18 protein-coding genes and 1 pseudogene are annotated in these 22,962 nt (G+C 59.2%); 12 read left to right on the top strand and 7 right to left on the bottom strand.

The window, feature by feature from the left end:
• The first annotated feature begins 62 nt into the window (after positions 1–62).
• The 3 genes from ASN_RS04590 to ASN_RS04580 all read left to right on the top strand — a co-directional run bounded on the left by ASN_RS04590 (position 63) and on the right by ASN_RS04580 (position 4,433).
• On the top strand, positions 63–1,328 hold the full coding sequence (locus tag ASN_RS04590; protein WP_082666575.1) for a serine hydrolase domain-containing protein: 1,266 nt from the start codon (positions 63–65) through the stop codon (positions 1,326–1,328).
• Positions 1,325–3,400 (top strand): S9 family peptidase, encoded by a 2,076-nt coding sequence (locus ASN_RS04585; protein ID WP_058987358.1) that lies wholly within the window; start codon positions 1,325–1,327, stop codon positions 3,398–3,400. The genes ASN_RS04590 and ASN_RS04585 overlap by 4 nt, the downstream gene beginning before the upstream one ends.
• Positions 3,401–3,500: 100 nt before the next feature.
• Positions 3,501–4,433: a serine hydrolase gene (locus tag ASN_RS04580; protein ID WP_231948383.1), complete on the top strand. Its 933-nt coding sequence runs from the start codon at positions 3,501–3,503 to the stop codon at positions 4,431–4,433.
• A 571-nt stretch (positions 4,434–5,004) separates the two neighbouring features.
• On the opposite strand, the gene ASN_RS04575 is transcribed toward ASN_RS04580, so the two are convergent.
• The 4 genes from ASN_RS04575 to ASN_RS04560 all read right to left on the bottom strand — a co-directional run bounded on the left by ASN_RS04575 (position 5,005) and on the right by ASN_RS04560 (position 9,640).
• Positions 5,005–5,769 carry an SDR family NAD(P)-dependent oxidoreductase gene (locus ASN_RS04575; RefSeq protein ID WP_006560457.1) on the bottom strand — a complete coding sequence of 255 codons (765 nt, stop codon included), beginning with the start codon at positions 5,767–5,769 and terminating at the stop codon, positions 5,005–5,007.
• Between the two features lie 218 nt (positions 5,770–5,987).
• Positions 5,988–6,554 (bottom strand): ferritin-like domain-containing protein, encoded by a 567-nt coding sequence (locus tag ASN_RS04570; protein WP_006560456.1) that lies wholly within the window; start codon positions 6,552–6,554, stop codon positions 5,988–5,990.
• Positions 6,555–6,775: 221 nt separating this feature from the next.
• Positions 6,776–8,158 (bottom strand): S41 family peptidase, encoded by a 1,383-nt coding sequence (locus ASN_RS04565; protein WP_058987356.1) that lies wholly within the window; start codon positions 8,156–8,158, stop codon positions 6,776–6,778.
• Between the two features lie 111 nt (positions 8,159–8,269).
• Positions 8,270–9,640, bottom strand: coding sequence for an amidase (locus ASN_RS04560; RefSeq protein WP_058987355.1), 1,371 nt, complete (start codon positions 9,638–9,640; stop codon positions 8,270–8,272).
• A gap of 141 nt (positions 9,641–9,781) precedes the next feature.
• Between ASN_RS04560 and ASN_RS04555 the strand changes: the two genes are divergently transcribed.
• On the top strand, positions 9,782–11,260 hold the full coding sequence (locus tag ASN_RS04555) for a sugar porter family MFS transporter (RefSeq protein ID WP_197603333.1): 1,479 nt from the start codon (positions 9,782–9,784) through the stop codon (positions 11,258–11,260).
• Here ASN_RS04555 and ASN_RS04550 read toward each other — a convergent pair.
• Complete coding sequence (locus ASN_RS04550) at positions 11,245–12,030, bottom strand: exodeoxyribonuclease III (protein WP_058987354.1); 786 nt, start codon at positions 12,028–12,030, stop codon at positions 11,245–11,247. The two genes, ASN_RS04555 and ASN_RS04550, sit on opposite strands and share 16 nt — an antisense overlap.
• Entirely contained in the window at positions 12,027–12,398 is a 372-nt protein-coding gene (locus ASN_RS04545; RefSeq protein ID WP_035381260.1) for a HesB/IscA family protein, read from the bottom strand. Before ASN_RS04545 ends, ASN_RS04550 begins: the two co-directional genes overlap by 4 nt.
• 190 nt (positions 12,399–12,588) lie before the next feature.
• Here ASN_RS04545 and ASN_RS04540 point away from each other — a divergent pair, with 190 nt between their 5' ends.
• The 3 genes from ASN_RS04540 to ASN_RS04530 are packed head-to-tail and all read left to right on the top strand — an operon-like array spanning position 12,589 to position 16,690.
• The gene (locus tag ASN_RS04540) at positions 12,589–13,782 is read left to right on the top strand and encodes a deoxyguanosinetriphosphate triphosphohydrolase (RefSeq protein WP_058987353.1); all 1,194 of its coding nucleotides are present in this window, start codon (positions 12,589–12,591) and stop codon (positions 13,780–13,782) included.
• A 41-nt stretch (positions 13,783–13,823) separates the two neighbouring features.
• A complete protein-coding gene (gene argS, locus ASN_RS04535; RefSeq protein WP_058987352.1) occupies positions 13,824–15,611 on the top strand; it encodes an arginine--tRNA ligase in 1,788 nt (595 codons plus the stop codon).
• Positions 15,611–16,690: an SPOR domain-containing protein gene (locus ASN_RS04530; RefSeq protein ID WP_058987351.1), complete on the top strand. Its 1,080-nt coding sequence runs from the start codon at positions 15,611–15,613 to the stop codon at positions 16,688–16,690. Before argS ends, ASN_RS04530 begins: the two co-directional genes overlap by 1 nt.
• A 44-nt stretch (positions 16,691–16,734) precedes the next feature.
• Here the strand turns inward: ASN_RS04530 and ASN_RS19540 are convergent, their stop codons facing one another.
• Positions 16,735–16,947 (bottom strand): hypothetical protein, encoded by a 213-nt coding sequence (locus ASN_RS19540; RefSeq protein WP_157765113.1) that lies wholly within the window; start codon positions 16,945–16,947, stop codon positions 16,735–16,737.
• 68 nt (positions 16,948–17,015) lie between these two features.
• On the opposite strand from ASN_RS19540, the gene ASN_RS04520 reads away from it, so the two are divergent.
• From ASN_RS04520 to serS, 5 genes and pseudogenes are all read left to right on the top strand, one after another.
• Positions 17,016–18,086 carry a segregation and condensation protein A gene (locus tag ASN_RS04520; RefSeq protein WP_058987349.1) on the top strand — a complete coding sequence of 357 codons (1,071 nt, stop codon included), beginning with the start codon at positions 17,016–17,018 and terminating at the stop codon, positions 18,084–18,086.
• A 383-nt stretch (positions 18,087–18,469) separates the two neighbouring features.
• Positions 18,470–19,109, top strand: a pseudogene (gene scpB, locus ASN_RS04515) (SMC-Scp complex subunit ScpB); the annotation flags it as partial.
• A 617-nt stretch (positions 19,110–19,726) separates the two neighbouring features.
• Positions 19,727–20,545: a Sec-independent protein translocase protein TatB gene (gene tatB, locus ASN_RS04510; RefSeq protein ID WP_082666788.1), complete on the top strand. Its 819-nt coding sequence runs from the start codon at positions 19,727–19,729 to the stop codon at positions 20,543–20,545.
• Complete coding sequence (gene tatC, locus ASN_RS04505; RefSeq protein WP_006560118.1) at positions 20,542–21,351, top strand: twin-arginine translocase subunit TatC; 810 nt, start codon at positions 20,542–20,544, stop codon at positions 21,349–21,351. Before tatB ends, tatC begins: the two co-directional genes overlap by 4 nt.
• 39 nt (positions 21,352–21,390) lie before the next feature.
• Positions 21,391–22,662 (top strand): serine--tRNA ligase, encoded by a 1,272-nt coding sequence (gene serS, locus ASN_RS04500; RefSeq protein ID WP_006560117.1) that lies wholly within the window; start codon positions 21,391–21,393, stop codon positions 22,660–22,662.
• Positions 22,663–22,962: the final 300 nt, after the last annotated feature.

Raw genomic sequence — 22,962 nt, 5'->3', positions numbered from 1 at the left:
TGCAAGTGCCGTGCAGGCAGCAGCCAGACACCATGCCGTGTTGTATCCAAAAGGAAAACACCATGAAATACGCTGTCTGTTCCGCTCTGGTGCTCGCACTTTCCACAACAGCAGCACTGGCGGAAAGCCTGACAGACAAAGCCATGGATGCCGTGCTGACACAGGCCGAAGCCCGGCCTCTGGCGGGGCTGGCGGCGGTCAGATTGCACAATGGTCAGCCTGTTTATCAGTATTATGGCGGGTTTGCGCGGCGTGATGGTGAACAGACTGTTCCGGTTGAGCAAGAAACCCTGTTCCGTATCGCGTCCATCTCCAAGGTGGTGACCACCATCGGGCTTATGGAACTGGTGGAGCAGGGCAAGATCAATCTGGATCATGATGCATCGGAGTATCTTGGTTTTCCCCTACGCAATCCGGATTTTCCCAATACGCCCATTACCGTGCGGATGCTGCTGAACCATACGTCATCCATTCGGGATGCAGATGTCTATGTTCTGCCACCCGATAAACCGGTAAGCAGTTTTTTTGATACAACGCACAAACCGGGCAGTCAGGACTATCATTTTTCCTACCATGACGGGCATGCGCCCGGCACGTATTTTACCTATTGCAACCTCTGCTACGGGCTTGTGGGCACTATTATGGAGCGGGCCAGCGGAGAACGGTTTGACCAGTATCAGAAACACCATGTGCTGGAACCGCTGAAAATTGATGGCGGCTACAACGTGGTGGAACTGGAACACCCGGAGCGTCTGGCCACAATTTATCAGCATTTGCCAACAGGCTATAAAGCCAAAGTGGACAGCCAGCCGCTCAAGGGTTGGAGTGCAGAGTCTCTTCAGGCTTACAAAATTGGAAGCAACGGCAGCATATTTTCTCCGCAGGGTGGCTTGCGTATTTCCGTGCAGGGCTTGACCCGTTTGGCGCAATTCATGATCCAGCGGGGCACGTTGGATGGTGTCAGGCTGCTTGCCCCGCAGAGCATTGAGGCCATGGAAACACCCACATGGCAGTTTGACGGCAAAAATGGCGAGTGCCCATATCCGTTAAGTGCCTACGGTTTGAGCCTGTTTCTGCTCACAGGTGCCAAAGACACCAACGGAAAGCCTGATAGCCCCTATCCCGGTTATAAGGGCGGATTACGTGGGCATCTGGGGGATGCATACGGACTGCATTCCGGTTTCTGGTATAACCCGCAAAATGGTGATGCCTATCTGTTCGCAGCTGATGGCTTTCCGGATTATGATCAGGTGCGCCCCGGCCAGTATTCGTCTTTTTCCAGAGTGGAAGAGAAAATTTTCACAGCATTGGTAGGAGTGCAGCCATGATGCGTCGTTTCCCTCTGGCTGTTGCCCTGCTTGCAGGCGCGCTTTGCAGCACCCACCCGGTGCAGGCTCGCCCTTTTGATGAAGCCGGAGCCCGCCAGCAGATCAAGGCACTTCTGGCGCTACCGTTTGCAACGGATCTGGTGGGGGCCAGCAAGGCTGATCGGTTTGCATGGGTCGAAAAACGCAACGGTGTGCGCAACATTCTGGCCGCAGATGCCACTGGCGCACCCAAGGCGCTGACCCATTTTACGCAGGATGATGGAACAGATTTATGGGGCCTGGCTCTTTCTCCTAACGGCAAAACGTTGGCCTATGTGGAAGGCGGAGACCCGGAATATCCGGATGATCCCTCTCCCAACCCCAATCTTTCCGCTTTTGGTACCCATCAAACCGTGCATCTGGTGTTGGACGGCGGCAAAGAAGTACAGGTGGGCGAGGGCTGGAACCCTACCTTCTCGCCAGATGGACAGATGCTGGCCTTCACACAGAAAGGGTCTCTCTTTCTGGCGCCTGTTGGTGGTGCGGCAAAGGAAGTCATGACTGTGCGCGGCAGTCTGACCTCTTTGCAATGGGCACCGGATGGTACGGCGCTGGCGTTCACACTTGACCGTGGCACACATGCGCTGGTGGGCGTGTGGCGTCTTAAACCCGCGACCATGGCGTTCCTTGCTCCCGCACTGGCGCAGGATAGCCTGCCAACGTTCTCTCCAGATGGCCGGTTTGTGGCGTTTGTGCGCGAGCACACGCCGCTTACATACCAGAGCCCGCCAAAAGCAGCCTTTTGGAACCTGCATGTTTATGATCTGGCCACCAATACAGATCATGTGGTGTGGACACCGCCTGCCGGGCATGGCGGACGGTTCTTTGCACCAGAAGGCAGTGGCCTGCTGTGGTCTGATAACACGCATCTGCTCTTCCCGTGGGAAGGCAGCGGATGGATGCGTGTCTGTCGTGTGGAAACAGCCACGGCGGCCGCACCACAGTGTCTGACGCCAGACAAAGCTGAAGTCTCATCCTATCGTTTGTCTTCTAATGGAAAAACGCTTTTCTATACCAGTAATGCGGGCAATGTTGATGCCTGGCATGCATGGCGGCAAACGCTGGATGGCGCCGCACCCCAGCGCCTGACGCAGGGTGAGGCGATGGAGACAGACCTCGCCCTTGCAGGCGGCAGCGTGGGCGTGATGGCAGCCAGTGCTACGCAAACCGCACATCCGGTTCTGTTGGCGCAGGGTCATACGGAGCATACGCCCGTTGTGCCAGAACTGCCTGCCAATACGCATTTTGTGACACCCCGCACCGTTATTTTCCGAAGCACGGATGGCGGAGAGGTGCACGGACAGTTGTTTGTGCCAGAGGGTGATGCCAAAACGCCCCGTGCTGCGTTGGTGTTTGTTCATGGTGGCCCGCACCGGCAGATGCTGCCTGCGTTCAATAGCATGGGCTATTATTCCAACGCCTATGCCATGAACCAGACATTGGCTGCGCAGGGCTATGTGGTGCTTTCCGTCAATTATCGCAGTGGCACCGGGTATGGAGAGGCATTTCGCAATGCACCAGGCATTGGCCGTCAGGGAGCCAGTGAATACAGGGATGTGCTTGCCGCCGCCACCTATCTCAAAACCCGGCCAGATGTTGATCCTGCCCGTATTGGCATATGGGGTGGAAGCTGGGGCGGTTATCTGACTGCGCTGGCGCTTGCCCGTAATAGTGATGTCTTTGCGGCCGGGGCGGATTTTCATGGCGTGCATGACATGACACGCCCCGATAAGTTCGGTCTTTCTCCCGCCCAGAACAAGGCGGCGCATGATCTTGAATGGCAGTCCTCCCCCGTGGCGGATATCGCCCATTGGCATGCGCCTGTCCTGCTGGTGCACGGCGATGATGATTACAACGTGGATTTTAAGGAATCCACCATGCTGGCAAACTTGTTGTCCGAACAGGGAGTTCCTTATGAGGAACATTCCTTTCCCAATGAACGCCACGCTTTTCTCCGCATGCAGGACTGGCTTGCGGCCTATGTGTGGATGGATACGTTCTTTGCGCGCACGCTCGGTCCGCACACACATTGAGAGCGCCCGGCGTGTTGAGGGTGAAGACGGAATAGAACGTACCACTAAGCCATAAGGCGCAGGGGTTGTGTGCATAACGCAGAAAGGCGGACCTATGTTTATGAAGAGCCTGAAAACATATGCTGTTCTGGCTGGCACTTTTCTTGCGGGGTCGTTTTTCCCGTTTGTATCCGCCCATGCCGCATCTGCTCCGGCTGAGGAGCCACTGGCGCAGAGCATCTCCAAAACCGTGAAGGCGCAACCCGGGCATTTTGCTGTTTATGCTGCCCTGAGTGGTCACTCTCCGGCAGTATGCCTGAACTGTGATGATCTGATCAACGCGGCCAGCACCATCAAATTGTTTGTGCTGGATGCAGCGTATGATGCCTTTACAAAGGGTACCCTGCATCCGCAGGATACCGTTACGATCCATAACCGCTTTCATTCTCTGGTGGGCACAGGAACCTTTGCGTTAGATCAGAAGGAGGATTCCTATGATCCTCTTTACGCGCAGGCAGGCAAGCCCGTGCCGGTTTCAGAACTGTTGCGGGTCATGATCCAGTACAGCAGCAATCTGGCCACCAATCTGATGGTAGAAAAACTGGGTGTAATGCCTATCCGTTCAGTTGTGAAAGCCCAAGGGCTGGACGGTATTGTTTTCGGCCGCATGATTGAAGATTTTGACGCGAACGATAAAGGCATCCGCAATCAGGTATCGGCACGAGGCTTGGGCGCGTTTTTGCAGAAGCTGGATAACGGGCAGATTGTGGGGAAGGCACAAAGTCAGAGCATGGTGCAGATCATGCTGGGTCAGAAGTTTAACGATATCATCCCACCCGGATTGCCCGCAGGAACACCCGTGGCCCATAAAACAGGGTGGGTCCATGGTGTGCGGAATGATGCAGCGATTGTCACCTTGCCCAATGGCAAACACTATATTCTGGTGGTGCTGACGTCTGACCTGCCGGATGAACAGGCAGGCATCAAGGTGCTCAACACTCTATCCCATCAGACCTATACATATTTTCAAAAACAAACAGCTTCTTCCCTCTGAGTGCAGTGAATTACATGATTTTTCACTGTCACTGTCACTGTCACTGTCACTGTCACTGTCACTGTCACTGTCAGGGAGGGGAGAGCCTTTTCTGAAGCCTCTCAGAAAATGGCACTGAAAGGATTTCGGCCGCTGGAAAGCGGGTTCCGAAGTCCTGTCTGGGAAGAGTAGGGGGCATCCCACTTTTTCCGGCGAGAGAGATGATTTTCCTATTTTGAAAGATAGTGAAGAAACAACATCTTATCTGGGATAAAAATAGCTGGAGGGTTCGGAAAACTCTCTTTGACTGGCCAAGTGACGATCGTAACGCATTCACATTTCAACAAGTGGAAAAATCTGAAAGAGGATTTTTCGAACGCTCCACCTGTTTCTCGTTGAAGCAATTGTGCAGGCAGGCAACTGTTGCTGTTGCTGTTGCTGTTGCTGTTGCTGTTGCTGTTGCTGTTGCTAGATCCTTGTGCTCCGTGTGAGCAACGAGCAACGAGCAACGAGCAACGAGCAACGAGCAACGAGCAACGAGCAACGAGCAACGAGCAACGAGCCACGAAATAAGGGGGCGGCGGCGCTGCTTTTACTGGGCCAGATAACCGCCATCTACCGGCAACACCGCGCCGGTGATGAAGGAGGCTTCATCTGATGCTAAAAACAGAATGGCGTTGGCGACTTCTTCCGGTTTTCCCATACGGCCCAGCGGGTGCATGCTGACAACCTTTTCAATACCATCCTTCCCCAATCCGGCTACGGCTGGGGTGTCAATCGTGCCGGGGGCTACGGCATTTACGCGCACACCGTGGCTGGCAAGGTCAATGGCCAGATGTTTCGTAAGGCCAGACGCTACAAATTTGGCAGGGCCATAAACAGCCTGCCCCTTCTGGCCCGCAAAGGCAGAAATGGAAGACAGGCAGACAATGGAACCTTTGCCCGCTTTGACCATTTCAGCAGCTGCGTATTTGCAGCTTAAAAACATACCCCGGCCATCAACCGCCATGGTGTGGTCCCACAAATCAACCGTGGCGGAGGCAAGATCAGCTTCCGGGATAATCCCTGCATTGGCCACAAGAATATCAATGCCGCCAAATGTGCTGACAGCTTCTTCCATAAGCCGTTTGATATCGGCCTCACTGGAGACATCGCCAGCCACCCCAATGGCTTGTGCGCCGATATTTTCAAGCTGCTGCACCAGATCATCCAGCGGGCCCTGGTCCTGATCGTTCAGAACCAGTTTTGCCCCTTCACGCGCAAAGCGTTCTGCAGTGGCACGGCCCATACCACGGGCTGCTCCGGTAATAACGGCAACCTTGCCCTGAACCCGGCCTTCTGTTGCGTTTGTCGGCATAATAATCAACTCATTCCTGATAATAAAATGGAGAATGCAAGACGCAGTTTGCACAATCTGGCAGGTTTGTTTCGGGGTGTCTTGTTAAGGCTGGTTGCGCGGGGCTTGTCTTGCAATAATCCATCATTGCACGAGCAAGTCCCTCTTTCCAGTCTCAAAAATTTACTGCCGTCTTCAACTGCGTATTTTACAAACCAGGGTTTGAAAATGTCGTCCTGTTATTCTTTCAGAAACGGGCGACCTTCGTGCGCAACCAACAGATCATGCATGTCTGTCGCATGCTCTTCTTCTTCGGCCAGAATCCGTTCCAGCATGATGCGGGTTGTGGGGTCCTTGTCACCAAAATAGCGGATCAGTTCACGGTAGTGCTCAATCACAAGGCGCTCGGCTACCAGATTCTGGCGCACCATTTCCACCAGATTGCCCCCTTTGCCGTATTCACTGGCGGAGCGTGTGGCCAGACCTTCCGGGTCAAAGTTCGGCGTGCCGCCAAGCTGGTCAATGCGGTTGGCTGCTGCCAGCATATGAGCCCGTTCTTCCTTGGCGTGCGTTGCGAATTCTGCGGCAACGCTTTCGCTGGTCAGCCCTTCAACAGAAATGGAATGCATGGTGTAGCGCAGCACGCACACAAGTTCGGTTGCCACTACGGTTTGCAAAAGATCAATGGCAGTCTGTACATCGCCTTCATAAGTGGGGGTGACGGCGCCTTTCTCAATGGATTTCTGGGCCCGTTCGCGCAGGGTCTGTACGTCTGTCAGAAACGTATTTTCTGTTGTTTGCGCCATGGAGCACTCTCCTGTCTAAAATAGATTTTAATCCCGCATTGCAGGACATTTCGCTTTTAACAACAGGCTCAAGCCGGAATGGTTGCAGAGTTTTTTTAACGCCCTTGTGACTAGCGCCTCAGGAACTCTCATGGCAGGGGCGTGCTCGGTGCTCGGTGCTCGGTGCTCGGTGCTCGGTGCTCGGTGCTCGGTGCTCGGTGCTGTGGCGTTGGCCGCCGTTTCTAAGGCACTGTCAGGTTATGTAACCATAAAGTTGCAGCCTGAATTGTAGCTGTTTCATCCTCTATGTGTTCGTCAGGTTCTACGCCGTGCTTGTAAATCACGCCCGTTCGGTCTGCTTCAAAACTGGTGGCTATAGGCATGATACCGCCATCCGGCAGCCTGAATGTACGGTTGCTGGATGTCAGGCCCGCCGTAGGGGTTCCAAAAAATCGAGTGTTGGGGCGCCCCTTGAAGGCGATGGCAACGGCCTCGCCTGAACTTGCGGTATGGGGACCAATCAGGACAGCAACGGGGATTGTGGAAAGGTCAGGCTGCGCCATGCCCTGATGGTCTATGGGCAGGGTCTCTTTCCATGGGCGCGATTTTTCGCCTGATATGGTCACGAAATATCCCAAGGGCGCATCACCCAGAAACGGTTTGAGACCGGCAAGCATAGGCCACATGTTGCCACCCTGATCTTTCCGCAGATCAAGCACCCACCCTTTGGCGGGGGCAAGGGACCGAATGGTGGAGAGAAGGGCGTCCCTGTAAGCGGACATCTCTTGCGGTGAGTGTGGGGTAAAGCCTGTCAGACCAATTGTATTTATGCCAGCGGAAAGGGTTTTGGCCTCAGGCGGAGCACGCCACATCTGTTCAAAGCCCGACGTTTTCCACGGAGGGATGACAAGGCTATGGTGATCATCAAGATTTTTAATAAGTGCTCTGAGGTTCGCATAAACATCGGCAAGGAGCGCTGTGTGGGAGAGGGCAAGCAGGCGCGGCGTTTCTGTTTTCCAGTCAATGTGTGACGCATTGACCGCATTTTCTTTAATATCAGACAGCGCTTTCTGCATGACAGCTTCCGGCAGGGGGGTGCCATCTGGCAGTTTTTCATCATCAAGCGCGGATAATGTCAGGGAACTGGCAGTTACTTTCCCCTTTCCCTTCAGCAATACGCCAAACACAAGTCTGGTCGCGTCATGCGGAATCAGAACCAATGTTGTGCGTGTCACATTCTGGCTGCTGGCGGGCACAGGGGCAGCTTGTGTGTTGGAAAAGGCAACCTGTTTTGTGCCTGCATAGGCGGCTATCCATAACGCTGCGCCGGTAGCGGTACTGTCTGTGGTTAAAATACCCTGTAGGCGAATGGCTTTTCCTTGTCGCCCCGTGGCGGGAGCGGCGTGGCTGGCAGCGGCAAAAGCATCCAGTGGGGCAGTGTCACTGTGCAGCGTTATGGTATCATCTGATGCGTCACCCTCGGGGCGGTGTGTGATGGTGAGGTCATAGCTGTTTGCAGTATCGGTTTTTTCCCACCCGGTCTGCTGTGCCCCTGCTGCCTGCGGCATCTGAACGCAGGCCAAAAGAGCAGAAACACAGGCGATGTTTTTGACCGAGCGAGGCATTAGAGCGCTTCCCTGTTCAGTATTCAGAAAGATGATGCACCAGAAATGCTGTTTGGCATCACCTGTTCTGTGTTGTCATGAAAAAATAATCTCTCTTCGGCTGGTAAGGTATTATGTGCGGCTGCTTTGCAAAGCCTGTTCCATCCAGGCCGCAAGTGGAAAAAGATGGGTGTCCTGATTGTGCAGGGCCATGGCCATCAGACCAACGGGGGCCGTGCCTGCCGGATGGCATGGCAGGCTGATGGCACATCCATCCAGAAAATTGGTCACAGTCGGGTTGCGCAGCAGCAGCAGGTTTGTGCGTGTGTAGATGTCATCCTCGGCAAGGTCCGCCATGCGGGGGGCAATAATCGGCACGGTCGGCATCAGAATGGCATCATACCCCCCCAGAACTTGCGCTGCCTTGGCAATCAGGGCGTTCCGGTTGCGGATAAGGGTGATGTAATCAACAGCACTCTGTTCCCTGCCGCGTAAAATCCGTTTCAGCACAAAGGGATCATACAGATCAGCTTTATGGGCAATAAGGTCTGCATGCCATGTCAGGGATTCCGGGGCAGGGAACCCGCCCAGCCGGTTCAGTTCCGGCAGCGTGGCAAGGTCTGGAAAATGCACATCGTCCAGCACAGCTCCGGCCTGTTCCAGTCTGCGCAGGGCAGCATGATAGGCGGTGGAGACCGGTTCATCCATGCCGTCCAGCACGTAAGTCTGCAACACGCCCAATCGTGGGGCGGAGAGAGCATCAGGTGCAGGGGCGTGGGCTGCCGTCACCTCCTGCCCGGAAAGGGCGCGGTCTGCCGCCCAGCAGCAGGACACGGTATGGCCAAGGCTGCCAATGGAATCCAGCGTGAAGGATAGCGGCACCGTGCCTTGGGTAGAAATGCGGCTGGCGGTGGGTTTGTAACCCACAAGGCCCGTCAGGGCGGCGGGAATACGGCAGGAGCCCCCGGTGTCACTGCCAATGCCAATGGCGGCCATGCCATCTGTGACGGAAATGGCCGCACCGGAAGAAGAGCCACCCGGAATACGGCGGTTGGGGCGGTCCCACGGGTTGGCGGGCGTGCCGGTGTGTGGGTTGATACCCACGCCGGAGAACGCAAATTCTGTCATGCTGGTGCGGCCAATGGAGATCAGCCCGGCCTTCTTCAGGTTGGCAATGGCGGGCGCATCCTGCTGCGCGGGTGCGGCATCAGCCAACACGCGGGACCCTGCAGTGGTGATACTCCCTTCCTCATTAAACAGATCTTTCACAGACGCAGGGATACCTGCCAGAAGCGGCAGGGCATTTCCCGCCTTGCGGTGTGCATCATAGGCATCAGCCGTGGCGCGTGCCTGTTCTGCATGTACTTCCGTAAAGGTGCGTGTGCCCTCGCCCGCAGGGTCAGTGATACGGGCCAGTGCCTGTTCCACCAGCGCCCGGCTGCTGGTGTCGCCCACCGCCAGGGCGCGGGCTGTGTGCAGAAGAGAAGCTGAGGGCTCAGGCATAAAAGGGCTCCATCATGTAAGCCGCGCAGTGGGCGGGAGATACACCCAATAAAAGCGTGTTTACAAAAAAAATCACAACCCCCGCAGGCATAGAACGTTGTGGTGATGAGACGTCATAAAAAGAAAAAATGGAGGTCCACTGTGCAGGGAACAAACTGTTCTGAACTGAACAGGAGTAATGAAGAAAAAACAGAAGACAATAACAGTAACAATGCCGGTCCATGGTTGGGGCAGGCCTCGCTCTTCGCTCTGGCCGCAGGGCTGGCCGGATTGATGTTTGGGTTGGATACCGGTGTTATTGCCGGGGCCCTGCATTTTATTGGGCTGGAATTTCATACCACAACCGTTACGGATGAATGGATTGTCTCCACCTTGATGCTGGGGGCAGCCTTTGGTGCGCTGCTGGCCTCCTTTCTGGCGCGGGAGTGGGGGCGGCGTGTCACGCTTTCCTGTGCGGCCGTGCTGTTTCTGGCAGGCACGGCGGCGTGCTGCTTTGCCCATTCCGTGCCCGTGCTGATGGCAGGCCGTGTGGTGCTGGGTCTGGGCGTTGGGCTGGCTGCTTTTGCCGCACCCCTCTATATTTCTGAAATTACCGCCCAAAAAGACCGTGGGCGTATGATTTCCCTGTATCAGATGGCCATTACCATCGGCATGCTGATGGCCTATTTTTCAGACAGTCTGCTGGCTGGCGGCGGTCATTGGCGCTGGATGCTGGGCATTCCCGCCATCCCGGCCGTATTCTTTCTGCTTAGCACGCTGGTGGTGCCTTATTCTCCGCGTTGGCTTGTCACACAGGGGCGGCACAAGGAGGCTTCCCGCGTGCTGCACATGCTGCGCGACAGTAGCGAGAAAGCCAAGCGTGAACTTACGCGTATCCGCCAGCAGGTGAACAAGGAAAACGTGAGCGGGTTTGAACTGTTCAAAACCAGCGCCCCCTTCCGCCGCAGCTTCTTTCTGGGGCTTTCCCTTCAGGCGTTGCAACAGCTTACGGGCATTAACGTGCTGCTGTATTACGCGCCCAAAGTGCTGGAACGCGCCCATTTTGGCAGCGCAGCCGCCATCTGGGCCACAACATTGCTGGGCGTGGCCAATCTGGCGGCCACCGTTGCCGCCCTGTTTCTGATTGACCGCTGGGGGCGTCGTCCGCTGCTGGTAACAAGCTGCATTATTGCCAGCCTCAGCCTGGTTCTGTTCGGGTTTGTGCTGCAACTGCATGTGGAAGGCATGTTGGGCGCTGTGCTGATCATTGGCACGCTGGTCGCGTTTATTCTGGGCTACGCCTTGGGGGAAGGGCCCCTGCCATGGACCCTGTGCTCGGAAATTCAGCCGCTGAAGGGGCGTAGCCTCGCCATTGGGTGCTCCACTTTTGTCAACTGGATAACCAACTGGCTGATCAGCACCGTCTTCCTGTCCTGCATGACCGTGCTGGGAGATTCCGTCACGTTCTGGATGCTGGCCGGGTTCAACATGCTGTTTCTGGTGGTGGCGCTGCTGTTTGTGCCGGAAACCAAAGGCACATCACTGGAAGATATTGAAGATAACCTGATGCGCGGTGAACGCCTGCGCGATATTGGCGGTCCCGCCACCCCGCAGGAAGCAGGGACTCAGGCCGTAGCCTGAGCCTTGTCCCGCAAGGTAACAATCAGTGGCACATGGTCGGACGGGCGTTCCATCGCCCGTTCATCCCGGTCCGGCCAGGCGGTTTCAAGCCGTTCCGCCACACGGGGGGAGAGCAGGGCGTGGTCAATCCGCAGCCCGCAATCCCGGCCCCAGGCTCCGGCCTGATAATCCCAGAACGTATAGGCCGGGCCAGAGGGATGCAGCGCACGCAGGCCGTCTGTCAGGCCCAGCCACAACAGGCGGCGGTAGGCCGCGCGGCTTTGCGGGCGCACCAGTGCGTCATCGGGGCCGAGGGCACCGGGGGCGCAGTCTTCCGGTGTCGGGCAGACATTGTAGTCGCCAGCCAGAATGAAATCCGTATCCGTTTGCAAAAATGCACGGGCGCGGGCTGTCAGGGCATCAAAAAACGCCAGTTTTGTTGCGTAACCATCCTCCCCGCCGGAATTGCCGTTGGGCAGATACAAATTGCCCAGTGTCAGCCCTTGCGTGCGCACTTCCACATAACGGGCCACTGGATGGTCAAACCCCGGCAGATGATCTGTGGTGATCTCCATCCCGCTTTTAACCAGCGTAGCCACCCCGTTATAGGATTTCTGGCCCACAACGGCACAATCATACCCGGCTTTCTGAAAGGCTTCGGCAGGAAACTGCGCGGTCTCGCACTTGATTTCCTGCATCATCAGCACGTCAGGCTGTTCGCGCTCCAGCCAGTCCAGAATCAGGTGCTGGCGCTGGCGAACGGAATTAACGTTCCAGGTCGCTATTTTCATGCGACGGAAAAGCTCGTGCCACACCCGCAGGAGGACGCGGCATTGGGGTTGTTCACCGCAAAATGCGCCCCCATCAGCTTGTCCGTAAAATCCAGTTCCGCCCCGGTCAGCAGATCAAGGCTGGCGGGGTCCACCACCACCAGCGCACCACCTTTTTCAATGTGCGTATCATCCGGGGCAATCGCCTCTGGCCCGATCAGCGTGAACTGATACTGGAAGCCATTGCAGCCTCCGGCTTCCACCGCCACGCGCAGCGCGGCTGGCGGGGGTGCGCCCTCCGGGGTGGCAGTGGCCTTGCGTTTGGCAATAACCGAGGCAATCCGCGTGGCGGCGGCCTCAGACACGGTAAAGGGCTGGGGCTGGGTCATACTCCACTAGATAGCGCGGGGGGAGGGCAGTTTGAAGGGGCATGGGGGCAGAGATGGTCAATTTTCAAGTAATGGCTTAGGGTGCGGCGCATCTTATGTGGTGGAACCTGCCTGAAACGCAGTTTTGCCGCACCAGCGGGGCAGCCTACGCCCGCCCCGGAACACCGTGACGGAGCAGGATTACACACCCATGCCAGCACAGGCCGCAGCCCATCTGTTTCTTGCCCCTTATGCAGTGCAGCCGGGCGAAGGCCGTGGCCGCCGCCTGCATGCGGAGGATGAATCTCCCACCCGTTCCCCCTGGCAGCGGGACAGGGACCGCGTTGTGCATTCCTCAGGCTTCCGCCGCCTGCAATATAAAACGCAGGTGTTCATCAACCATGAGGGTGATTTTTTCCGCACCCGTCTGACCCATTCGCTGGAAGTGGCGCAGGTCGCGCGCTCCATGGCCCGCTTTCTGCAACTGGATGAAGACCTGACAGAAGCCGTGGCTCTGGCGCATGATCTGGGCCACACGCCCTTCGGCCATGCGGGGGAGGATGCGCTGGCCGCCCAGATGCAGCCGTGGGAGGGGTTTGACCACAACACGCAGGCGCTCCGGCAGGTGACGCTGCTGGAACGCCGCTATCTGGCCTTTGATGGCCTGAACCTGACATGGGAAACACTGGAAGGTCTGGCCAAACATAATGGGCCGGTCAAAAAGCCCGCGCCGTGGCTGCGTGAGTTTGATGCCCAGTGGCCGCTGGACTTGCACACCTATGCCTCGGCAGAGGCGCAGGTGGCGGCGCTGGCGGATGATATCGCCTATCATGGGCATGATCTGGATGATGGTGTGAAATCCGGCCTGCTGACGCTGGAAGACCTGAAAGACGTGCCGCTGGTGGGGAATGCGCTGGCGCAGGCTCAGGCGCTGGCGGCGGATCTGCCAGCAGATATGCCCCAGAAAAACCAGCGTATCCGGCATGAAATGGTGCGCCGTGTGATTCATGCGCTGGCCACGGATGTGCTGGTGTGCACCCGCAAGAACCTTCAGGACCTTGCGCCGCGCAGTGTGGAAGATATCCGCGCCGCATCCGCGCCGGTGGTGGCGTTCAGCCCCGCCATGGCGGAGGCCAACAAGGGGATCCGCAAGTTCCTGTTCGCCAAATTGTACCGGCACTGGCGCGTCAACCGCATGACGTACAAGGCCCGGCATGTCACGGCGGAACTGTTCACCATTCTGGTGGAGTCGCCCAAGCTGTTGCCAGACCGCTGGCGTGAAACTGCATTGGCGGGTAATGACGCCACCATACGCCGTACAGTGGCGGATTACGTGGCTTCCATGACGGATCGCTACGCCATGGAAGAACATCGCCGGTTGACTGATCTGTCAGTACCGGGCTGAAAACGCGGCTCGATCGCTTTTGTAGTGGGAATTTTGTCGGCATGTCTGAGTGTTTGTTCCAGCTTTATCGTCACCATGTCCTGGCCGCCGTGCGAGGGCTGCTGCCCGACGTGCCGGAAGAAACACTGGCCCGTGTTGAAGTAACCCCCACGCGCGACCCCGCGCATGGGGATATGGCGACCAACGCCGCCCTGTTGCTGGCCAAGGCGGCCCGCCGCAAACCGGCCGATATTGCGGCAGATCTGGTTGCCGCCCTGCAAAAGGTGGATGGCGTGGCCAAGGTGGCCGCTGCTGGCCCCGGCTTTGTGAACATCACACTGGCCCCGGATGTGCTGCGTTCCGTTCTGCCTGCCGTGCTCAAGGCGGGTGAACGGTATGGCGATTCGCAATCTGGCAAAGGCGTGCGGGTGAATGTGGAATATGTGTCCGCCAACCCCACCGGCCCCATGCATGTGGGCCATTGCCGTGGTGCCGTGGTGGGGGATGCGCTGGCCAACCTGCTGGCCAAGGCCGGGTTTGATGTCACCAAGGAATTCTACATCAATGATGCCGGCGCACAGGTAAAGGCGCTGGCCTGGGCCACCTACTGGCGTTATTTGCAGGCGCTGGGCACCACCCTGACGGAAGATGCGTTTTCAGACCTCACACCCGGCGGGCTGCAATATAAGGGTGAATACCTTATTCCCGTAGCCGCTGAACTGGTGGCCGAATATGGGGACAAACTGGCCGAAGACGGCGCACGCCCGGCCCCTGAAAAAACATGGCTTGAAACCGTACGCGGCTTTGCCGTGGCGCATATGCTGACGGCCATCAAGGAAGATCTGGCCGCCCTTGGCGTGCATCATGATGTCTTCACGTCTGAAGCTCAGGTGCTGCGCGATGGTGTGGTGGATGCCGCCATCACCCGGCTGGACAAGGAAGGCCTGCTGTATGAAGGCGTGCTGGAACCGCCCAAAGGCAAGCTGCCGGATGACTGGGAAGAACGTGAACAGCTTCTGTTCCGCTCCACCCAGTTCGGGGATGATGTTGACCGCCCGCTGAAGAAGTCTGACGGCACAAACACCTACTTCGCCAATGATATCGGTTGCCATGCGGATAAGGTGGCCCGTGGCGCGCAGGTGCTGATTGACGTGTGGGGCGCGGACCATGGTGGGTACGTCAAACGCATGAAAGCCGCCGTGCGTGCCGTTACGGATGATACCGTGCCGCTGGAAGTGGTGCTGTGCCAGATTGTGCACATCCTGCGGGATGGTCAGCCGGTTAAAATGTCCAAACGCGCAGGCACCTTTGTCACCCTGCGGGACCTGATTGATGAAGTGGGCAAGGATGCCGTGCGCTTCACCATGCTCACCCGCAAGAGCGATGCCCAGATGGAGTTTGATCTTGATCTGGTGGTGGCGCAGCAGCGGGATAACCCGATCTTTTATGTGCAGTATGCTCACGCCCGCTGCCGCTCCGTTCTGCGCATGGCGCAGGAAGATGGCAGCTACGGCCCCGTAACGGCAGAGGCACTGGCACAGGTGTCCCTGACCACGCTGGAAGCCGATGCGGAAATGGCGCTGCTGCGCCGTCTGGCGGAATGGCCGCGCCTGATTGAGTCCGCAGCCCTTGCGCGGGAGGCCCATCGCGTGGCCTTCTATCTGGCAGACGTAGCGAGTGACTTCCATGCCCTGTGGAACCGTGGCCGGGATGATGCATCCCTGCGCTTCCTTCAGCCGGATGCGCCAGAGGCAACCCGTGCGCGGCTGGCGCTTGTTGCCGCCACCGCCACGGTTATCCGGTCTGGTCTGGCTGTAATGGGCGTGGAACCCGTAGAGGAAATGCGCTGATGAGTGACGATAACAAGGATTTTTCGTCAGATAACCGGATCAGCCGCGCGCGTGAGCGCATGAGCACGGATTATGATGACACCCTGCCTCCCCGTCGGCCCACAGGGCCAGCAGGCAAGGGGGGTGTTGCGTCCAGTGTTCTCACCCAGTTTCTGAGCAGTGATGCCGGAACCCGCAAGCTGGTCTATGGCGCTGCGGGCCTTGGGGGGCTGCTGGTGCTGGGTATTGGCGGCTGGGCGCTGCTGGGCCACCACCAGAGCGGTATTCCCGTCATGGGGCCACCGCCTGTTGCCATGCGCACCAAGCCGGTTGATCCGGGTGGCATGCAGCTTGATGGCGTGGCCATGCCCGATACGCCGGATGACGGGCAGGCTCATCCGGTGCCCGCGCCTGAAAAACCCAACCCCACCGCGCTGGCCCAGCAATACGGGCAGCAGGCCGCCAGCACGGAGGCCGCAGACAACGCGAAAAAAGCGGCAGATGCCCCGGGGGATGATCCGGACATCAAGGAAGCGGGACCCAAAGGGGCTGATGCTGGTGCCCAGGGCACAGATCAGCCTCAGGCAGGCGGGGCTACCGGTGCGCAGCCAACAGCGGAAGATCAGCAGCCCACCAGCCTGCCCGATTCTTCCAACGGCACAACGGATGAATCCGCTGCCGGTGATGCCGCAGCAGCCTCCGGCGCGGCTACTGGCAAGGCTGCCCAGCCGCAGACTACTCCGGCAGCGCCTGCAACTCCGGCCCGCAAAGCGGCTTCCGATTCCGCAGCACCGCCAGCCGCCCGCAAGGTGGAACAGGCTCCCGCCGCTGCGCCGCTCCCGGCCTCTTCCGGTGGCAAATATCGCGTGCAGCTTGCGGCGTTGCAGTCTGAAGCGCAGGCACAGCAGGAATGGAGCCGCCTGAAAACGCGGTATCCCACTCTGTTTGCAGACCGCACGCCCATGGTGGAAAAAGTGCAGCGTGATAACGCAGTGTTCTATCGTCTGCGGGTGGCGGGCTTTGCCTCCACTGCGGAGACACGGACCTTCTGCAACGCGGTGCGGGAACGTGGGCTGGCCTGTGCGCAGGTGCACCAGTAACCGCTGCGCGGCAACCGGTCCGCATGTGCTAAAGGCCAAGCTTCTTACGGGGCGCTCGGCTCTTCCCGGCGTAAAAGCCGGGGTGCTTGCATGAAAGACCATGCGGTGCTGTCACAAAAGCGGGCTATGCCGTCCCGGATGCTCGCTTCCGGGGGCAACGCTTTTTTCAGCCGGTATTGGTCTGGGCGTTTCGGTTCTGGGGGTGTCAGCCCGTGCGTGATGCGGTTGCTGCGGGCCCAGTTCGGATGGCCAGCCAAACAGGCCGCCTGAGTAAAGAGCACCTTACCCCATGTTTGTAAGCCACAGATAAGGCAAGACCTGACAGATGGACGCCGATCAGCGGCCTGCACTTCACCCTGATGCCCCGGCCCCGGACGAGACGCTGGCAACTGGCGCTTCTCCGGCCCCTCAGGAAACAGCGTCTCCTGAAGCGGGAGCGGAGCAGCCCGGCGCTGCCAGTGCAAGCACGGAAGAGGCCGTGCCCCGCGTACCCGTGCTGCATCTGGATGGGTTTGAAGGCCCGCTGGATCTGCTGCTGGATCTGGCACGGGCGCAAAAGGTTGATTTAAGCCGCATTTCCATTCTGCAACTGGTGGAACAGTATCTGGCCGTGGTGGAATCCGCCCGCAAGGTGCGGCTGGAACTGGCGGCGGATTGGCTGGTGATGGCCGCTTGGCTGGCGTGGCTGAAATCCCGCCTGTTGCTGCCCGCCGAAGATGATCTGGCCATGGAGGGCGAGGAAGCCGCCGAACTGTTGCAAGAACGGCTGATTGAACTGGCCTGCATGGGGGAACTGGCCCGCTGGCTGGATGCCCGCCCCCGGCTGGGGCGCGATGTCTGGGCGCGCGGCGAGAGTGAAACCCTGATAGAAATTGATCGCTCCGGTCTGGCGCTGGATATGCCGCAGCTTATGCGGGCCTATATGGCCGCCATGCGCCGCACGGCCCGCAAGCGCATCTATGCCCCGCGCACCATCCGGTTCTGGACTGTGCAGGATGCGCTTTCCCGCCTGACCCGCCTGTTGGGAGAAACGCCGCCGGGCTGGAACAGTCTTGACGCCTTCCTGCCAGACGCCCTGCCAGAGGCCGCTGTGGGGGAGGATGCCATCCGCCAGCGCCGCGCCGCCATGGCAGGCACGCTGATTGCGGGGCTGGAACTGGCCAAAAGTGGCAGGCTTGAACTGCGTCAGGACGAAACTTTCGGCCAGATCCTGCTTCGCCCCCATGAAGGACCAATTGACCCTGTGGAGGATGAGGAAACACCTCCCGCTCCAGACGCAGCCGCCGAGGATAGTCTGGCGGAGGGAGAGCAGGGCACCGATGCAGCAGTGCAGGCAGCATCAGACCAGCAGCTGTCAAAGCGGCGTAAAGGCAAGCGGGGGAGACACAACACATGACCACCACCAACCCGGATGTTCCCCCTATGCCGCAGCCCCCGCAGCAGAACACCCCATCCACCCCGGATCAGCCCGATATGGCGGATAACACGCAGGCCGCGTCCACCCACGCGGCATTGAAAGACCCTGCGCAACCGGCAGAAGGGGACGCCGAAAAAAGAGTGGCCCCTACCTCATCTTCGCTTGACGCCCCAACCCAAACCAGCACGGCTTTAGAAGCAGAAGCAGAAGCAGAAGCAGAAGCAGAAGCAGAAGCAGAAGCAGAAGCAGAAGCAGAAGCAGAAGCAGAAGCAGAAGCAGAAGCAGAAGCAGAAGCAGAAGCAGAAGCAGAAGCAGAAGCAGAAGCAGAAGCAGAAGCAGAAGCAGAAAAATTACCCGACCCGATGCTGGAGCCATCCGTCACGGTGCCGGACGATGCCGTAAGGCTGGCGGAGGCGCTGATCTTTGCCGGAACCGAGCCAGTCAGCACCCGTCGGGTGGCGGAGTTGCTGGAAGCCCGGCAGCTTATTCCTGATGGGGTGGACAATCTGGCTGCGTTTGTGAACGCCGTGCTGGCTGCCCTTGTGGCCCGGTATGAAGGCCGGGGCGTTGCACCCGTTGAAGTGGCGGGGGGCTGGCAGTTCCGCACCGCGCCAGATCTGGCCCCGGCGCTTACCCGTGTGCTGGAACGCCCGCGCCGCCTGCCGCGTGCGGTGATGGAGACACTGGCCATCATCGCCTATCATCAGCCCTGCACCCGTGTAGAAATTGAAGAAATTCGTGGTGTCAGCCTTGGGCAGAACGTGCTGGATACGCTGATCGAGGCCTCATTGATCGCGCCGCGTGGCCGTAAGGAAGTGCCGGGCCGCCCGGTGCTGTGGGGCACCACGCCCGATTTCCTGCGTCATTTTGGTCTGCGTGCCCTTTCGGACCTTCCCCGGCGTGAAGAATTGCTGGTGGATGTGCCCAATCTGGAAGCAGACCCGCGCCTGCCGTCCGCTGATGCGCCCGCCTCCGCTCCGGACAGGGAGGAAGACGCTCAGGCGGCCGCTCAGCAGGATGGGACACCCTCAGGCGACCAGCAGGAGGATGCGCCCGAGGCGGAGGGACAGACTTCAGATACAGGTGGTCCAGACTTCGCAGCGGCGACGGTCTCACCGGAATCCCCCGAGCCCTCCGGTGCAACAGGTGCCGCCGTCGGAACAGAGGCAACGGAAGCAGCCATGGGCGAGCCGGACGCAGAAGGCGCCGACCATCCGCAAGCGCGCGATGAGGATGACGTTTCTACCGATCAGTCCGATACCTCCGCGCCGCAGGCGGGAGACCCTGTGGAGATAGACCCGGACCTGAGCGCGGCCGACGAAAACACGGTGGAGGACGATGCGTTCTCCGCCTTTGAAGAGCCGGATAGCCCGCGTGAGGCCCCCGATGGTGGCGCCAGTGGTCCCGCCGATGCCGGGCAGGAGGGGAGTGTGCAGGATACGCCTGCGGAGGGAACGGTTTTCCCGCCGGAGCGGTCGTGATAGACCAACGGCATCTGTGTGTCAGACCCACCAGCACCCGGCAGGGTGGGGTGGGCTGTTGCATGTGTGAAAACAAGAGCCCTGCCTGTGGGAAGAAACTCCCTTCTTCCGGCGTTATGCTGCTGAGTGGTCCTGCCGATGTTTGATTTTGCCTGGTCCGAGATTGCCCTGATCGGTGCGGTTGCTCTTGTGGTGATCGGCCCGAAGGATCTGCCGGTGGCTATTCGCGGGCTGGCGAAGGCGGTCAAGAAAGCCCGTAATCTGGCGGGAGAATTTCAGTCCCATGTTGATGAAATGGTGCGCGAGGCCGATCTGGGCGAGGTGCGGGAGCACATGCGGGACCTGCGCAACCTGAACGTGCGCGGGCGGATCATGAAGGCCATTGATTCCGATGGCTCGCTGAAACGCACATTTGAATCCTCCCCGCTTGATGGGCCAGTGATGCGTGCACCGGCTGGCCCGCGCGCGCTGGATGCAGCGCCTGCGCACACATCGGGAGCTCCTGCGGGCTCTTCCGCCATGCTGGAGGAACGCAGCGTCGGGCTGCCCAGCCTGCCGCCCGTGCCCGGTGGCCAGAGTACGCTTTACGACTATGATAGCCCTTCCGTGCTGGAAGAGCTGGAAGATGCGCCGCCAGAGCTGCCACCCGGTATTGTGCGCCGCATTGTGCGGGAGCGGGAGCGACTGTTTCCGCCCGCCATTCTGCCGCCCGTGCGTGTGCTGCATGGTGGCCGCAGCGTAGCGCCCGGCCCGGGTGGCCCCGCGGCAGGGGATCATACGGGTTCAGATGCCGCCGTTGCGCAGGCCGCAAGCGGTTCTGCCCCTATGGCCACTTCTACCGAAGTGGAGGAAAAACCCGCTTACATGCCGCCAGAAGCCCACGCCGCCATGCACGCCACCCCCACCGCACATGGAGCGGACGCCAGCCCAAGCGCCCAGCCGGATAGTCAGTCATGACGGAGAACGAGACCCTGCACGACGATCCGATTCACGATCAGCCCATGCCGCTGATTGACCATCTTCTTGAACTACGCCGCAGGCTGCTGTGGTCCGGGGCTGCGTTTCTGGTGTGCTTTGCCCTGTGCTACCATTATGCGGGCGATATCTACCTGTTTCTGGCCCGCCCTCTGGGTGAGATCATGCGCCAGCAGGGCGAGCAGCCGCATCTGATCTACACCGCCCTGTATGAGGCCTTCTTTACCTACATCCGGGTGGCGTTCTTCGGGGCGGCGTTTCTGTCCTTTCCGGTTATTGCCATTCAGGCATGGATCTTTATTGCCCCCGGCCTTTATCGCTCGGAAAAACGCGCTTTTGCACCGTTTCTGGTGGCCACACCGGTGTTGTTCTTCCTTGGGGCCGCGTTGGCCTATTACTTTATTTTCCCATTGGCGTGGCGGTTTTTCCTGTCTTTTCAGACACCGGGCAGCAGCGGTGGGGTGCAGATCGAACTTCAGGCCAAGGTGTCTGAATATCTCTCACTCGTCATGAAGCTCATCATGGCGTTTGGCGTGGCGTTTGAACTGCCGGTGGTGCTTACGCTGCTGGCTCGGGCGGGCATTGTTTCGGCTGACATGCTGCGGCGCTTCCGCCGGTACGCCATTGTGGGGGCGTTTGTCATTGCCGCCATTATCATGCCGCCCGATGTCATCACGATGGTAGGGCTGGCCGTGCCGCTCGTTCTCCTTTACGAGATTTCCATTCTGTCTGCTTGGCTTGTGGAGCCCAAACGCCCGCTGGATGCTTCACAGCCGGAGCAGGACTGAAGCAAGACGCAACCAACTCACCAAGGGGCTTTCTGACCCATGCATGATATCCGCGCCCTGCGCGCAGACCCTGCCGCTTTTGATGCCGACCTGGCCCGCCGTGGGCTGGAACCCGTAGCGCAGAAACTGCTCTCGTGGGATGAGGAACGGCGGCAGGCCCAGACCGCGTTGCAGGAAAAGCAGGCCCGCCGCAAGGCGCTGGCGCGTGAGATCGGCACCCTCAAACGCACGGGTGGAGATAGCGCCGCGCTTGAGGCGGAAGGCACCACCCTGCGTGAGAGCATGGAAGAGCTGGAACGCCGCGTAACCGATCTGGAAGGCCAGACCGCGACCCTTCTGGCGACGCTGCCCAACCGGCTTGACCCCACCGTGCCCGATGGCCCGGATGAGAGCGCAAACGTGGTGCAGCATGTGTGGGGCACACAGCCGGACTTCGCCTTCACCGCCCGCCAGCATTTTGAACTGGGTGAAGCGCTGGGGCAGATGGATTTTGCCACTGCTGGCAAGCTCTCTGGCGCGCGCTTTGTGGTGCTGCGTGGCGCGTTGGCGCGGCTGGCCCGTGCACTCGGCCAGTTCATGCTGGACCTGCATGTGGACCATCACGGCTACACGGAAACACAGGTGCCCGTGCTGGTGAATGATGCCGCCATGTATGGCACGGACAAACTGCCCAAATTTGCCGATCAGTCCTTCCGCACGGAAGATGGCCGCTGGCTGATCCCCACAGCGGAAGTGCCGCTGACGGCCTCCGTGAGCGGAGATATTCTGGACGGCAAGACGCTCCCCCTGCGCATGACGGCGCTGAGCCAGTGTTTCCGTAGCGAGGCCGGGTCTGCCGGGCGCGATGTGCGCGGCATGCTGCGCCAGCACCAGTTTGAAAAAGTGGAAATGGTGTCCGTCACCACCCCGGAAGACAGTGACGCCGAGCACGAACGCATGACGCGCTGTGCCGAAACCGTTCTGGAAAAGCTGGGTATTCCCTACCGCCGTGTGCTGCTGTGCGCGGGAGACACCGGCTTTGGGGCAGCCAAGACGTTTGATCTTGAAGCGTGGCTGCCGGGGCAGGGCGCGTGGCGTGAAATCTCCTCCTGCTCCAACACGCGGGATTTTCAGGCCCGCCGTATGAACGCCCGCTTCCGTCCGCAGCAGGGTGAAGCTCCGGTGTTTGTGCACACGCTCAACGGTTCCGGTCTGGCCGTGGGCCGCACACTGATTGCGGTTATGGAAAACGGCCAGAACGAGGATGGCTCCATCACCGTGCCAGAGGTGCTGCGTCCTTATATGGGTGGTCTGGAACGCATCAGCGCCTGAGGCAAAGTGTCCGGCGAGGCCAAAATGGGCTGAACCGGCGCTCCTCTTTCCGCACGGGCGTGGCAGGTGTTGCTTGCCCGCAGTGCGGAAGATGGCCTGAAACTTCGTTGCAGTGGGGAGCGTGGAGAAACCCGCTCCAAACGGGCCGAAAAGCGTGCGAGGCAGAAAAGGTACGGACGTTTGGCGCGCCGCACTGCCAGCAACCCAGTTCAGCAAGACCGTCAGATCAGTTTGGTTACGTTGTGCTAAAAAGGGCGATCTTTTCCACCCAGATGTCCCGTCCTGGGCATCGCCTGAGTC

The sequence above is a fragment of the Acetobacter senegalensis genome, from assembly GCF_001499615.1.
GTDB classification, from domain to species: domain Bacteria; phylum Pseudomonadota; class Alphaproteobacteria; order Acetobacterales; family Acetobacteraceae; genus Acetobacter; species Acetobacter senegalensis.
The sequence above is the reverse complement of the archived record's forward strand: the minus strand, read 5'-3'. Positions and strand labels throughout refer to the sequence as shown.